A 15,762-nucleotide genomic window follows, 5' to 3' on the forward strand; every position below is an offset into this window, starting at 1 on the left:
GTTTCAAGCCTGCAAGTCCCCGCGAGAGCCACAACGAATGATGAACCAGCTAGAGAGTACGAGCCATCCAAACTCCACAACGTTAGCAAAGCTGTCTCGTCACAGCGTTCTGATCACTGTTTTCGCAATCATCGTGAGCGTGATCAATGTCGTTTACTCAGAAACTGCGTCCGGCGATCAAGGTAGCAAGAATACGATTTGGTTAACCCCCAACGGCGATGACGCCAACTCTGGCAAGTCGGTCACCAATGGAGTTGCGTCTGGAAAACGTGCTGCAGAGCTAGCGTCGCCAGGAAGCCGTATCGTCGTGGCCGAAGGCCGATATTCGCCTCTTCGATTCGAGGGTCTCAAGGGAAGCGAGAGCGCCCCGATCCTCATCGAAGCGCAGAACAGAAGCGAAGGCAGCGAATCGGGGACCGTCGTTAGCTCTGGGAATTTCAAAGGTGGCACAGGTCTAACGTTGGTGAAATGCCAGCACGTTATTCTAAGCGGCTTTGAAGTAACGAAGACACAAAAGGGAATCGGCGTTCATAGTTGTTCGCATTGCATCATCAAGGACAACTGGCTTCACGACCTGGGTCAGGAAGCGATCCACGTCGGCCGAGGGCCAACCAATAGCGGAGACAATCCATTCACTGGCCCGGAATCGCACCATGTACGTGTAGCAAATAACAAGATCTCATCCACTGGTAAGTCGATTGCGATCTATGGCGAAGGCATCTACATCGGTACGGGGGCCATACGTGGCGACCATTCCCATGACATTGTGGTCGAAGACAATGTCTTGACTGACATTTCAGCCGAAGCTATCGAACTAAAGCCGGGAACCTACAACTTGATCGTGCGAGGGAACAAAATTTCCAACACACATCACGAGTACAACGCGGCTATCACGGTTTGTGTCGAAGGAACGACGTCCAACAATGGGAACTATTTGATAGAGAACAACGTCATCCGTGACATCAAGAAGGTCCGCTATGGCGTAGCCGGCATTGCGATCGGTCACGGCAACGCAATTATCCGCAACAATCAAATTTCCGATATCGATGGCGGCATAGGGATACAGGTTTATCGACGCTTTCAGAATGAAGACGCTTTGAAGGTTGAATTAACCAACAACACCGTACGTGCAAACGGTGTGGGAGACAGCATCACCTTGCACTACGGAAATTGCGGCCTGAAAGATTCGCCGTTAAAAGCAAACGTGTCGTTGCGTGACAACCAAACGGATGATGCCAGCGCAGGCACCGTCGTGCACACTCAATCAACGCCGAAATAGGCACTGGAGTGATTCTGGCTGCGATTGCTAGAGCTTGAGATTTGTCCTTCGATCTGATCCACTCTTTCTAAGTTTTCGGCTCAGATCTTAGATCGCTTCTGCTGCCACTCGTCCGATGCGATGTCGGGAGTCGTCTCGTAGCCCAACTCGAATGATTCAGGGCAGTCGATAGACTATGTTCGAACTAGACTGAATGACTTGCCGTGTTCTCCCTCCTTCGCCCCTTGCCCTCCTTCGCCCCTTGCCCTCGTTCGACTATGCCTATCTATCTCGCAAAAACCATTTCGATGGTCGCCTGCTTTCTCTTCCTAACTTCGTCCGCAATCGTAAACGCTGAAGAGACCTACCCCGTGCACCGCGACGCCAAGCGTACAGAAGGCGTTCCCAAAGGCGTGGTTTCAAAGCATCGGCTGACACAGAGCAAAGTCTATCCTGGCACCGAGCGTGATTACTATGTTTACGTTCCTGCACAGTATTCGCCAGACGAGCCCGCCGCGTTGATGGTTTTTCAAGACGGTAAGAATTATGTCGGCGAAAAAGGCCAATGGCGAGTGCCCGTCGTTTTTGACAACTTGATCCATCAGAAAAAGATCCCGGTCACGATCGGGCTGTTCATTGACCCAGGTGTGGTGTCCGCGGGCGACAAAGCACAAGACCGGTTCAATCGTAGTTTTGAATACGACACCCTAAGCGATCGTTACTCGCAATTCATCGTCAGCGAAATGCTACCGATGTTGCGTGAGAACTACTCGATCACTGACGACCCAAACTTGCATGGAATTGCCGGCAGCAGCAGTGGCGCGATTGCAGCCTTCGGGGTTGCCTGGCATCGGCCGGACCAGTTCCGTCGAGTGTTCAGTACCGTGGGCACTTATGTGGGACTGCGAGGCGGCAATGAATACCCGACCCTTATACGAAAGACCGAGCCGAAACCGCTTCGTGTATTTCTGCAAGACGGCCGCAACGATTTGGACATTTACGCGGGCAGTTGGTGGAATGCGAACAACACGATGTTGTCGGCGCTTCAATGGGCAGGCTACCAAGTGAACAACGAATGGGGCGACGGCGGACACAACGGCAAACACGGTGCTGCAATTTTCCCTGACGCAATGCGATGGCTTTGGAACGATTTTGAAAAGCCTATCGTGGCGGATACGTCTCAGCATCCTGAATTGAAAGACCGTATCGTTGCAGAAGAGCCTTGGGAACTAGTCAGTGAGGGGCACAAGTACACCGAGGGACCGGCCGTATCGCCCGACGGAAGCGTGTATTTCGTTGACGGACCTCGCGGCGAAATCTGGAAAGTCAATGAAGAAGGCGTCGGGGCAACTAAGTTCATCGACGACATGCCCGGCGTCAGCGCTTTGATGTTTGACGGTAAAGGTCGCTTGGTTTGTGCGCGCAATACCGCAAAGACGATTACCCGAATCACTCCCGATGGTACTCGGACGGATCTCGCCAGCGGGATGTCCTGCAACGATCTCGTTGTCTTGGATCATGGCATCTATTTCACCGGTCCAGAGGAGAAATGCATTTGGTATTTGGCGGAAGGACAGTCGGAACCTAAGAAGGTTGGCAGCGGACCTGAAAAACCAAATGGATTAATCGTTAGTCCCGACCGCCGCTTTCTTCAAGTGGTCGATGCGATGGGTCGTTACGTCTGGAGCTACCAAATCCTTGACGGCGGCAATCTTGATCACGAACAACCGTACTTCTATGTGCACAGCCCGCAAGACGAAATGAATACAGGAGCCGATGGTTGCACGATGACCGAGAGTGGCGAATTGGTCGTTGCCACGAAACTTGGCGTTCAGATTTTCGACCAGCCCGGTCGGGCTCACGTGATCCTGTCTCGTCCCAAACGCGACGGACGACTTTCCAACGTCGTTTTCGCCGGACCTGACATGAAAACAATCTACGCAACTAGCGGCACCAGCGTTTACCGCCGCAAGACGAACATGAAGGGGATAGCCCCGTGGCAGGACGCTGTGAAGCCGGAAAAACCACGGCTGTAGCCCAACTGACGAAAACCTGTCTCGGCGGTTATCGGCGAATTGCCGCGAGAAGAGCTAAATAGTGACTTCCTGATTTGTCGACGGCTCCAACAACTTTCGATAGCATCGCTACAATAGCTTCTCGTCTATTACACGACTACGGAAACTATCAATATGCCTCAGCGCGAACAGCAAGTCAGTACTGGCATCGACACACTCGATGAGATCATGCGAGGCGGATTTACGGCGGACCGTCTGTACTTGATCGAAGGCTACCCCGGTACGGGAAAGACCACGCTTGCAATGCAGTTCTTGCTCGATGGCGTATCCAAGGGCGAGCGAGGTTTGTACGTCAGCCTGTCCGAAACACGAGAAGAGCTTGAGGGCGTCGCCGCGTCGCATGGATGGTCTCTCGACGGCATTGATATCCATGAACTAGTGGACCAGGAAAAGCTGTCTCAGGAGCAAGCTCAGTACACGATGTTCGAACCATCGGAGATCGAACTTGGTGCTACGATTGATGGAGTATTAAAGAAGATTGACGCGATCAAACCCAAACGGATCGCTTTGGACTCGCTATCGGAAATGAGACTGTTGGCGCAAGGCCCCTTGCGGTACCGACGGCAAATCTTGGCGCTGAAGCAGTTCTTCGTCGGTCGCGGCTGCACGACGTTGATGCTCGATGACAAATCAGGCGGAGACCTTGCCAACGATCTTAACGACCAACAACTACAAAGCATTGCCCATGGTGTCGTTCGTCTTGAGCAGTCGTTGAACCACTACGGTGCCGAACGCAGGTACTTGCGAGTCATCAAGCATCGGGGTCGAGACTTTATCGGCGGAACTCATGATGTGTTGATCAAGCGAGGTGGCATGCAGGTGTATCCTCGCAAAACGCTCGAAGATGCCCAGTGGCAGTCCGAAGGGATCAACGTCAGCAGTGGAAACCCGGAATTAGACAATCTTCTCGGAGGCGGACTAATGGAAGGAACAAGCACGCTTCTTCTTGGCCCCGCCGGAGTCGGTAAGTCATCGACCGCAACTCAATTTGCCACTGCGGCTGCCGAGCGAGGCGAGCGATCCGTCTTCTTTCAATTTGAGGAAAGTCGGCATGCCTTTTTGCAGCGTAGTCGTGGGCTCGGTTTCGACATCGATCGGTACATCGAAAACGGCTTGATTGAGTTGCATCAGTACTCAGCTGGTGAAACGACGCCCGCAAAGTTTGCATCCCAAGTCCGTGAAGCGATTCAACCGGACGATCAGGGACGCAAGGTTTCCGTCGTCACCATCGACAGTCTCAACGGATACTTGAACTCGATGCCGCACGAGCAATTTTTGCTCATTCAACTCAATGACATTCTGCAAATGCTTGGTCGTCACGGCATCGTCTCGTTCCTCATCACCGCCCAACATGGAATGCTAGGGACCGCGATGAAGACTCCGCTGGACGCTAGTTATATGGCGGACAATGTGTTGCTGTTTCGATACTTTGAAACGTCAGGCGAAATTCGCCAAGCGATTTCGATGGTTAAAAAACGCACTGGCAAGCATGAGCGGACCATTCGCGAGTTCAATCTCACGGAACAGGGACTGCAGATCGGCCGTCCACTCGTTGATTTCCATGGCGTATTAAATGGAACTCCATCGTATCAAGGTAAGCGTGAAGACTTGATTAGTCGGAACGAAACGAGCCAATGATTGAGCCATCCAATAGCCCACTCCCTTCGCGTCACATCGACAATCAGACCGTCACGGTGCTCGCACCGACACCTCAGGATGCAAAGTATTGTCAACAGATCTTGCACGAGCACGGCATTCCCGTCGAGTTAGTGAATTCGGTCTATGAAGTGACGAATCGAATTGCTGATGGCGCGGGCGTCATCCTAATCGCGCAGGAATTCCTGACTGCGGAAGCGAGGGACAATTTGCGGCAAGCCGTTGCCGAACAACCATCTTGGTCCGACGTGCCAATCATGGTCCTACTGTCGCAACGGGAAACCACTCCCAGAGTCCTCACGGAACTCTTGACGATTGGCCACGTGACGTTGATCGAGCGTCCTCTGCGAATCGCGCTACTGGTCAGTACGCTGCGGGCCAAACTTCGTGATCGCGCCCGTCAATACAAGGTCCGCGACCTGCTACACAAAGCGCAGTTGGCAAACGCATCGAAAAGCGAATTTCTAGCGAACATGTCTCATGAAATCCGCACTCCGATGACTTCGATCCTCGGCTATGCGGAACTGATGGCAGACTTGGTGGAAAACAAGGAAGCGCTGGACTACCTATCAACGATCCGTCGCAATGGCGACTTTCTATTGGGAATTATCAACGACATTCTTGACCTGTCGAAAATCGAAGCTGGCAAGCTTGATATCGACATCGAGCGTTTCGATCCGGCTCGCGTGATCGAAGATGTACGCAGCATCATGGATGTGCGAGCCAATGAAAATGGCTTGAGTCTTGACGTGGACTATTCCAGCAGTGTTCCTCGTCTTATCGAAAGTGATGCAAAGCGATTAAGGCAGATATTGATTAACCTTGTCGGTAACGCGATCAAGTTCACCAAACAAGGTGGCGTGAAAATCAAAGTGGATTTTGCGAAGCGTCCTTCTGAGCGAGAGCCTTCCTTGAAGTCGGCGGCGGGCGAACTAAGGATTAGCATCATCGATTCCGGAATCGGCATTTCGCTCGAACAACGCAAACGTCTTTTCCAACCCTTTTCGCAAGGCGATTCGTTTATCACTCAGCAGTTCGGGGGAACAGGCCTCGGACTCGCCATCAGTCAACGTCTCGCACTCATGCTTGGCGGAGAAATTGCGGTATCGAGCAAGGTCGATGAAGGCAGCACATTCACGTTATCGATCGCGACCGGAGACGTTAGCGATAAGTCCTCATCCAAGCCCCAAGTTAGCCACGAGTCATCGACCGAAATCGAAACTCAGGGAGACCTAAGAATTGACGCAAACGTGTTGATCGTTGACGACCGCCGTGACATCCGTTTCCTTAGCAAACACATCGTCACCCAGGCTGGTGGGAAAGTCACCGAAGCTGAAGACGGCGTGCTCGCTGTAGCAACGGTCAAGGACGCGATCGCGAAGGGCGATAAGTTCGACTTGATTTTGCTCGACATGCAAATGCCTAATATGGATGGCTACCAGACGGCTCGAATCTTGCGAAAACTGGGGTATCTTGGTCCGATTATTGCTCTCACTGCCGACGCGATGCAGGGGGACATGAATAAATGTTTAGAAGCAGGATGCAACGACTATCTGTCCAAGCCAATCGACAAGTCAAAAATGATAGAAATGGTTGCTTCGTTAGTGAAGTCTCGGAGGAACGATGAATCACATTTCCAGCGATGAACAACTTCAGCAGTCGCACGAGATATTTCGACAAGTGGTTGAAGGGAATCCATTTGGCGTCTACGTGGTCGATCAAGAGTTCAAGATTCGATACATCAGCGAAGGCGCGAAAGAAACTTTTTCTGATCAAATGCCGGTCGTGGGGCGTGATTTTCCCGAAGTCATGCGAACGATATGGCCGCAGGCGTTTGCCACTGAAGCGATTAAGCGTTTTCGCCATACATTGGAAACCGGTGAACCGTACACGGCGCCGCTGCTGATCGAGCGTCGTGCCGATCGACAAACGATCGAGTCTTATGATTGGAAGATTAAGCGAATTCGCCTGCCAGGTAATCAATACGGGGTAGCGTGCTACTACTACGATGCCTCCGAGCGTCAGAGGTGGGAACAGTCGCTCCAGGATAGCAACGAACTTGTTCGAACCATCGGGGAAAATTCCACGGAAGCGTTGATCATGATGGACGCTTCGGGGTACCTGATCTATTGCAACCAGGCTTGGTTGGACATGTGTGGTTACACTCGCGAGGAACTGGAATCAAAACCGCTGCATGACTTAGTCCATCACCACTACGCAGACGGTCGCCCGTTTCCCATATCCGAATGCCCGATCGACAGGGCGCTTCCTCAAGGTAGCCAAATTCGTTTCCACGAAGACTTGTTCTTCCGGAAAGATGGAACCTCGTTTGATGTTCTGTGTTCGGCTCGACCAATCTACCGGGATGGTCAACCGCACTCCACGATCATCGAAGTTCGAGACGTCAGCGAGCAGAATGCCGCCAAGAGGGAGCTGATCGAGTCACAACAATTCCTGCAGGCAGCGTTGTCCGCAACCGGTTTGGCAGTTTGGTCGTGGGACTTGAAGACAGGCGAAGTTCGTTCGCCTCAGGATTTGCGATCACTCTTCGGGATGTCACCACAGACGCCCATGATGACGCGAGAGTTTGCCAATTGTGTTGATCCGCAAGACCGTAAACGGGTGGAAACGGCGATGCGATCGGCCATCAAAACGGGTGATGTTTGCAACGAGGAATTTCGCGTGCTGCATCCCGACGGCACAACCCGTTGGCTGCACATTCTAGGTCGATTCGTCCGAGATGAATCAGCCAATTTCGACTCGTTCTTAGGTGTCGTTGCCGACGCAACACAACGTAAGACGATCGAAATCAAGATCCGCGAAAGCGAGAAATACTTCCGCACGATGGCGGATGCTTCGCCCGCAATGTTGTGGATTACTGATCGCAATCACATGTGTACCTACCTGTCACGCTCTTGGCACGAATTCACTGGCCAGACTAAAGCGGAAGGGATGGGGCTAGGCTGGACCGACGCCACTCATCCCGATGACAAGCAACGTGCCGGTGAAGAGTTTATATCTGCGGCGAACGAGCGAAAGAATTTTATGTCGGAATACCGTTTGCGAACCGCGAACGGAGACTATCGGTACGCAGTTGATTTGGGTCGCCCACGTTTCAACGAAGCCGGTGAGTTCGAAGGTTACATCGGGTCGGTGATCGATGTCCACGAGCGGCGAGTGGCTGAAAACACGATGCGGGCCAGTGAAAGCCGACTGCGTTTGGCTGCGGAAGCGACGGGCTTTGGAACTCACGATTACGATGCAATCAGTGATTCATTGGTTTGGTCGCCCGAGCTGTATGCGATTTGCGGCATCCCATCGGAACAAGTTCCAACGCTTGATACGGTTCGACAATTGATTTCGCCCGAAGACCAAGAGACCTTCGACGAAATCATCGCCGATGCGTTCGATCCTGATGGCCCTGAACGATACGAGGCCGAATACCGAATCATTCACCGCGACGGCGAACTGCGATGGGTGGTCGACACGGGTAGGGCGATTCGTGAAGGCAAGGGCGGTGAACGGCGTTTGGTGCGAATCATTGGCACGATTCAAGATATCACCGACCGAAAGTCGTTCGAACACTCACTGCAACAGGCAAGACGGACGGCAGAGGCAGCCAACCGATCCCGCGGCGAATTCTTGGCGAACATGTCTCACGAGATCCGCACTCCGATGGCCGCAATCTTAGGTCACGCTGATATCTTAAAAGACCACCTGGTAGACCCCGACAATCTGTTGACCGTCGAAACGATCCGGCGCAACGGGAATTTCCTTCTGAACATTGTCAACGACATATTGGACTTGTCGAAAATTGACGCGGGCAAAATGGAAATCGACACCCAGCCCATTCGGCCCGATGCAATTGTCGGCGAGGTTCGTTCGTTGATGGACGTGCGAGCGGCCGAGAAGAAATTGCCTCTGATGATCGTCTTCAACGGCCACATCCCCGAGACCATAGAAACCGATGCTGTACGGCTACGACAAATCTTGTTGAATCTGGTTGGTAACGCGATCAAGTTCACCGACACGGGCGAAGTTCGGCTGGAAATCGACTATGACGCGTCTAGTCAGCGGCTCCACTTTCATGTGGTCGACACGGGGATTGGAATTCCGTCGGATAAACTTGACACGCTGTTCAAACCGTTCGTACAGGTCGACAACACGTCGACGCGATCGTATGGAGGTACCGGTTTGGGATTAGCCATTTGTAGCCGACTAGCCGAAGCCCTTGACGGTTCAGTCGCCGTTGAAAGTGAAGTTGGCAAGGGTAGTCGTTTTACGCTTTCGTTGCGAGTCGTTCGTCCAGGGCAACTGATCGAACCTAGCGTTTCCATAGGCGAGTCAAAGGAGCAACCTCATCAAGAAGTTCGTCTAACCGCCAACGTACTTGTGGTGGACGATCGTCGCGACATTCGCTATCTCGCGCAGCATTTTATTGAAAAAGCGGGTGGCAAGGTATTTACCGCCACCAACGGCCTCGAAGCGGTTGAGTTCATTACCTCGCACGAATCGCCCAAGGTCGACGTCATCGTTATGGACATGCAGATGCCAGTATTGGACGGTTACGAGGCATCCAAATTGCTGCGCAGTCGCGGATGCACACTGCCTATTCTCGCGTTGACCGCTAACGCGATGAAAAGCGACCGCCAAGCCTGCCTGGCTGCTGGATGCACCGACTATACGACCAAGCCCCTTGATCCGCGAAAATTGACCGAGACGATCGCGAGACTTCACCAAGGGATCGCCAACGAAGTGTCTGGAAACTAATGCCAATGGCCATATCCCAGCGGATCAAGGACGCCCCATGTTTCAACCGAGTGACATAGACAGCCTGGTAACGATGGCAATTGCTGCCGCCTGCGGCGGGGCACTGGGCATCGAACGAGAGATTGCCGGTAAACCAGCGGGCGTGCGCACACACATCTTTGTGTGCGCGGGGTCGGCATTGATGATGATTTTGGGCCAAGAGATCGTCGATCAATTTCAAGAGAAAGAAATCAATTCTTTGCTAAGCGTCGACCCGATTCGAATTCTACAAGCGATCGTTGTCGGGATAAGCTTTCTAGGTGCGGGAACGATCATGCACCAGAAAGATGAAAGTGTGGAAGGATTAACCACCGCCGCAACCATTTACCTGACCGCCGGGATCGGCGTCTCCGCCGCGGTCGGTCGAGTCGCCCTAGCGGTATCAGTCACACTTTTTGCGATCATCGCGCTGGTTTCGATTGGCTTCTTAGAAACTCGCATTTCGAAATTTCATCATCGCCGTCGCAGCGAGCGAAAAGTGGGTACCGACGATTCGCACAGTCCATAACTTAGGTGACGGTTATGCAATCAACGGATTGCCCTTGGTAGAACTTCATCGCAACTTGTTGCTGTTCATCATTCTTCCGGGTTTTCAGCAGTGGGCACCTTCAGGCCCTGCCGTGCAGCCCGATGCGACCATCGTTCACGAGCAACCGTTTGCATATCCACCGCCTCATCCTGTTCGTCGACAATTTCCATACCCAACAGAGTTTCCACGACGTCTTCCAGTGTTACGACACCTTCCATCCCGCCATAATCATCAACGACGAGAGCGATGTGTGCCCGGTTGTCGAGAAGCTGATCAAAGGTCTCAGCTATCGAAGTGTCTTCTTTGACGGTTTCCAGTTCTCTGACGAAGTCGGTAAGCGGACGATCAAACTCACCGGCCGCAATCGCACTAAGCAAATCAATCTTTAGCACGAACCCCGTCACATGATCGCGGCGGTCGGCGTACAGCGGTATTCTTGATACCGGAATCGTTTTAATTTCTTCCGCTACTTCACGAATCGTCTTTGCCTCTTGAAGTGCAATCACCACGATGCGAGGCGTCATGACGTCGGCTACGGTGATCGAATCGAGTTGCAACAAGTTTCGCAAAATTTTTGATTCGCGCACCTTCAGCAGACCCTCCTTGCTGCCGAGTTCCGCGATTGCTGAGATCTCAGCACGAGTGACAAGTTTTTGTTTCTCGTTTCCTGAGATCATTTTGGTCAAGAATTCTGATAGCCAAACCAATGGGAACATCAGCCAGATCAAACCCAGAACGAACAGCGAGACCGTTCCGGCAAGTTTTCGCCAGTGCAACGCTCCGATGGTCTTAGGAATGATCTCACTAAGAACCAAGATCAGGAGCGTCAATACTGCACTTGTAAGTCCGACATAGGAATCGCCGTAGACTTTTGCCGCCTGCGCGCCCACTCCCGCCGCACCGACAGTATGAGCGATCGTATTGAGGCTAAGAATTGCAGAGAGTGGTCGGTCGATGTTGGTTTTCAGTTCAATGATACGCTGCGCGGACTTGGATGGGTCTTGTCTGCGCTCGGCAATGAAGCTGGGCGTGATCGACAGAAGCACTGCCTCCGCAATGGAACAAAGAAACGAGAAGCCGATCGCGATCAGCAAATAAACAATAAGTAGGGCAAGGTCCACAACAAATTTCCTTCGAGACACGGCACCGTAGACACGTCGATTCGGCGTTCAGACCGCCATTGTAGCCGGATCGTTGAATTCCATCATGCCGTCGAAACTGCTGGATTTTTCTGCGATGCCTGCCCACCGTCGGATAGCTTCGCCCAAACCTTCTTGTCGGACAAAGTTGCACTCCCCGTGAGCGTTGAGAACGCGACATCAGCCGCATCTCGACCGACGCCAATGCGCACCAAACCAAGCGTGGACGCTAATCGTGTTGGATCGAACAAGTACCACTGACCATCCAAGAACGCCTCCATGAATCCGTGATAGTCGGGTGGTTGTAAGTCAACGGCGTACCCCGAAACATATCGCGAGGGGATTCCAATGCCTCGACATAGGCTTATCGCAAGGTGAGCATAGTCGCGGCAAACGCCCGTCCGCTGCAGCAACACGTCCGACGCGGTGGTCGTAACGACGGTGCTCCCCGGAGTGTAGTCGAGATGCTCGTACACCCAGTCACAGATAGCCTGAACACGGTCGAAACCAGGTCTGAGTTCGCCAAACTCTTCGAATGCAAATCGGGCCAGCATGTCGCTTTCGCAGTAGCGACTCGGATTCATGTACGTCAACACTTCGGGCGGCATCTGAGCCGCTTTCGACTCGCCAACGTCTCGAGGACGGTCCACCTCGGGGGTTAACTTAGCAATCGCTTCATAGGCGATGGTTAGCTCACATGGCTCGACAATGATTCGATGAAGCCGATTTCCTTCCATCCCAATCTGGCACTGCTCGACATCGACATCCGGCTCGACGCGAAGGCTTTCATCGCTGATGGACTGCCGTGACGTTGTTGCCGCAGCAATCTTTAGTAAGAACACCGTTGGCGCGTTCACTTGATAAACGAGCTTACTGCCGATCTCTATCTTGGTCATGGGTAGTCCTTTGACTTCGCGTGAGCGTTCCCTGCACATGAAACAATGCAGTTGCTCGCGCATGCCGTGGTTAGTAAGTGCTGTTGTTATTTAGAAGCGGTAGTGCCCAATCCATTGGCAATGCATGCACCGAATCCGCAAGTGCTCTTGTCCAATGGGATATGGTTCCGGCTAGATCGGCTTCCGAGAATCGTTGAAAACGCGGAGACATGTCGTTGTTCCCAAGCACCGCCAAATCAATCGGATAGTCCACATCGGTCACACTGGTACACGTGGCGTCAAAGGCTAAGAGAGCCAAAGCGATGGCTTCCAAGAGTGGTGTCTGGCTGGTAAGCAAACGGTCGAGGATGGGTTTGCCGTAATACGTACGGCCAATGACAAAGTAGGGCGAATCCACTGCGACCTCGACCCAGTTGCCCTCGGGATAGACGTAGAACAGTTGAGGACTTTCATCCGCCGTTAGTCTTCCACCAATGATTGCGTGCATGTTGAAGGTATGGTTCGTCGCAGCGAGCGAGGGCCCGTCCTCTTCCTTCACACGTCGCAATTGGTCGCCGAAAAGGTTAGCGAATTGGTAAAGACGATCGCGAACGACATCCTCGCCACGGAGGGTCTCATCAACATAGGTCAGAGTTTTGTCGCGAACCGATCGCAAGCCACTTGTCATCGTGAACAACGCTTGACCGGCGTGTTGAAATTCTGCCAGCTTCTTTTTGTTCACCTGTTCGCTGCCACGCACAATGCGTGTGTCGGCAAGCGCCACAATTCCTTCGTTGACCTTAATCCCGACACAGAACGTCATAGTTGAACTCTACAATTTGAGAATTGCTTGACTGCAGCAAGCATGAATTTGGCACCGCTTCATCCCAATCGAATGTCGTCGATCGGTTTGATGAGTGTCGAAAAAATAGGCACCAATAAAAGGTTTGAACGAAGCACAAGGCTTGGACGAAGCACAAGGTTCTAACGAAGCACATACCGGGCCAAACTACGGGGCAAGCAAATTTCTTAGCATCAGACCGTCCTGCGTGAACTCTCAGTCGTTAGTTCACTCCATTGTCCGATGTTGACGCGTCCGTTGGCTGAGCCCTCTTCTGGGCCTGTTCCGTCCTCTGGATTGCGGCCGTTATGTGGTTGTCCACATCACCGAGATTCGGTTGACGATCCGTTAGCGTGCCGCCAACATGGGATCGTGACGAAGCCAAAAACTAGGGCGGGGACCTTTCGTTGGTGTCGATAAGGACCCCCGATTGCAGGTTTGGAAGCAGAACCCTTGCTGCTAATCAATGCTCACTTCGCATGCTTTTTGAGCGATTCAACTAGCCACCATGGCCACGACGGAGCCACTTAGGGAGGCAAAATCGGGGGGCAAAATTAGGGGCAGAACAAGAATTGCAATGTCGAGCTCAGCCAAACGTCGCGTTGATAGTTCATCTGATATAATACTAGTCAGCCCGAAAGTTTGCTTAGCCCGGCCTAGTCGTCCCCATTCTCGGTCGACAAGAGTCTGTAGTCGACGACGAATCGCAGATGCAGATGAAGAACAGTCCGACAGTTTCAGCGAGCTTGGCGAACCTAAATATCCAACGGGTAAAACCAACTATGCGACAGACGCGATTCACGCGTGGATACAATTTTGTGTCGACGAGCTAGCGCGGTTTCCAACGTATCAACATGAAGCTTCCCAGCAGATCAGCTTGCCAAGATAATCATTGCTGTGACGCGAAGCCTGTTGAGGCAACGACTTGTTGAGTTGACGATCTGTTGAGTTAATAATTTCATCATCGTGATAGCTAGACCGACTAGCATCAGCGTTTCTCCTTCAATCAAAACCTCCTTACACGTTCCCCGACTTTCCCCGAGAGGATTTATATGACTTCTAAACGTACATTCAGCCGACGCGATTTCCTTCAGACGACGAGTGCGGCGACAGCGGCTGGCGTTTTCATGGGCACGAGTGCCATCACTCGCGGGCAAGATTCGCCGAATGAGCGTCCTGTCTTCGCAACGATCGGTCTACGCAATCAGGGCTGGACGATCACAAACAAGTCGACCCAGTTTGCTGACTTCGCCGCCTTCGCGGACGTAGACGCGACCGTTCTTGAAGAGAACCTTAAGAAGCTGGAAGAAAAGACCGGCAAGAAGGCTGACGGGTACAAAGACTATCGTGAAGTCCTCGATCGCGATGATATCGATGCCGTCATGATTGCGGCACCCGATCACTGGCACACGAAAATTTCGGTCGAAGCGATGTTGGCCGGCAAGGACGTCTACTGCGAAAAACCGTTGACGTTAACGATTGACGAAGGCAAATTGATCGAAAAGGTGGTGAAACAAACCGGACGCGTCTTCCAAGTAGGAACGATGCAGCGAACCGAATGCGAGCACCGATTCTTGAAAGCGATCGCGTTGATTCGCGACGGCAGGATCGGAGACATCCGCAAGGTTACTTGTGGCATTAACGGAGCCACGGGATCGCCGGTCATCCCGGCCATCGATGTCCCGGAAGGACTTGATTGGGACATGTGGCTCGGCCCTGCACCTAAGGTTCCTTATCGAGCCTTGCCAGAAATGCGTGAAGGCTACGGCGGCGGCGTGCCACTTTACACCAACTGTCACTACGCTTGGCGGAACTGGTACGAGTACTCTGGCGGACAAATGAACGACTGGGGTGCTCACCACGTTGACATCGCAACCTGGGCGTTGGGTGCTACCGACACAGGTCCTAACACGATCACGCCCGTGAGCTACTCGCTGCCCGTGGACTACAAAGATGGCTATCCGACCGTCAGCGATCAGTACAATTCGCCGACCAAGTTTGAAATCCGAGCCAACATGCCCGGTGACATTCCGATGATCATCACCAGCGAAGGCGACAATGGAATCCTCTTTGAAGGAACGAAGGGCCGCTTCTTTGTCAATCGCGGCAAGCTAGCCGGCAAACCGGTTGAGGACTTGGAAAACAATCCGTTGCCCGAAGGCGCCGTGGAAGAAGTCTACGGCGGTCCAGTTAGCCAGAACCACACGGAAAACTTCATCGATGCAATGGCTTCGCGAAAGCAGCCGATTTCCGATGTGTGGACTCACAACCGTATGCTTGAAACTTGCCACCTTGCCAATATCGCAATTCGGCTCGGTCGTGAACTGAAGTGGGATCCCACCAAGCGCGAGATCATTGGCGACGACGAAGCCAACGCGTTCCTTTCGCGTGAAAGTCGTGACGGTTACGAAATCAACATGTAATCGTCCTTCGATCGTTTGAAGCCAACCTACATGCACGTTGCAATGTCAACGTGCTAGAATTTACAGCAGGGCCTTATGGCCCTGCTTTCGTTGACATCGGCGATCCCATTCGCCGAGCGATGACGTGAGTGCCAGGACGCGTTTGTTCGTCACTTGT

General features: G+C 52.7%; 10 protein-coding genes. 7 read left to right on the plus strand and 3 right to left on the minus strand.

From position 1 onward, the window contains the following. Positions 1-37: 37 nt before the first annotated feature. The 6 genes from Pla22_RS23910 (at position 38) to Pla22_RS23935 (ending at position 10,306) form a co-directional block, all read left to right on the plus strand. Complete coding sequence (locus Pla22_RS23910) at positions 38-1,279, plus strand: right-handed parallel beta-helix repeat-containing protein (RefSeq protein WP_146517425.1); 1,242 nt, start codon at positions 38-40, stop codon at positions 1,277-1,279. Positions 1,280-1,536: 257 nt separating this feature from the next. After that, positions 1,537-3,294 carry an SMP-30/gluconolactonase/LRE family protein gene (locus tag Pla22_RS23915; protein WP_146517426.1) on the plus strand — a complete coding sequence of 586 codons (1,758 nt, stop codon included), beginning with the start codon at positions 1,537-1,539 and terminating at the stop codon, positions 3,292-3,294. Positions 3,295-3,447: 153 nt separating this feature from the next. After that, positions 3,448-4,971 carry an ATPase domain-containing protein gene (locus Pla22_RS23920; protein ID WP_146517427.1) on the plus strand — a complete coding sequence of 508 codons (1,524 nt, stop codon included), beginning with the start codon at positions 3,448-3,450 and terminating at the stop codon, positions 4,969-4,971. Beyond that, entirely contained in the window at positions 4,968-6,635 is a 1,668-nt protein-coding gene (locus tag Pla22_RS23925) for a response regulator (protein WP_146517428.1), read from the plus strand. The genes Pla22_RS23920 and Pla22_RS23925 overlap by 4 nt, the downstream gene beginning before the upstream one ends. Next, entirely contained in the window at positions 6,613-9,759 is a 3,147-nt protein-coding gene (locus tag Pla22_RS23930) for a PAS domain S-box protein (RefSeq protein WP_146517429.1), read from the plus strand. The genes Pla22_RS23925 and Pla22_RS23930 overlap by 23 nt, the downstream gene beginning before the upstream one ends. 37 nt (positions 9,760-9,796) lie before the next feature. Next, positions 9,797-10,306, plus strand: a complete 510-nt coding sequence (locus Pla22_RS23935; RefSeq protein WP_146517430.1) for an MgtC/SapB family protein — start codon at positions 9,797-9,799, stop codon at positions 10,304-10,306. 68 nt (positions 10,307-10,374) lie between these two features. On the opposite strand, the gene Pla22_RS23940 is transcribed toward Pla22_RS23935, so the two are convergent. The 3 genes from Pla22_RS23940 to Pla22_RS23950 all read right to left on the minus strand — a co-directional run bounded on the left by Pla22_RS23940 (position 10,375) and on the right by Pla22_RS23950 (position 13,164). Continuing rightward, positions 10,375-11,448: a CNNM domain-containing protein gene (locus tag Pla22_RS23940; RefSeq protein WP_146517431.1), complete on the minus strand. Its 1,074-nt coding sequence runs from the start codon at positions 11,446-11,448 to the stop codon at positions 10,375-10,377. Positions 11,449-11,531: 83 nt separating this feature from the next. Beyond that, entirely contained in the window at positions 11,532-12,362 is an 831-nt protein-coding gene (locus Pla22_RS23945; RefSeq protein ID WP_146517432.1) for a transglutaminase-like domain-containing protein, read from the minus strand. 70 nt (positions 12,363-12,432) lie between these two features. Beyond that, positions 12,433-13,164 carry an Ntn hydrolase family protein gene (locus Pla22_RS23950; protein ID WP_146517433.1) on the minus strand — a complete coding sequence of 244 codons (732 nt, stop codon included), beginning with the start codon at positions 13,162-13,164 and terminating at the stop codon, positions 12,433-12,435. A 1,070-nt stretch (positions 13,165-14,234) separates the two neighbouring features. On the opposite strand from Pla22_RS23950, the gene Pla22_RS23955 reads away from it, so the two are divergent. Beyond that, the gene (locus tag Pla22_RS23955) at positions 14,235-15,605 is read left to right on the plus strand and encodes a Gfo/Idh/MocA family oxidoreductase (protein ID WP_146517434.1); all 1,371 of its coding nucleotides are present in this window, start codon (positions 14,235-14,237) and stop codon (positions 15,603-15,605) included. The last annotated feature ends 157 nt before the right edge of the window (positions 15,606-15,762 follow it).

Source organism: Rubripirellula amarantea (assembly GCF_007859865.1).
Taxonomy (GTDB): Bacteria; Planctomycetota; Planctomycetia; order Pirellulales; family Pirellulaceae; genus Rubripirellula; species Rubripirellula amarantea.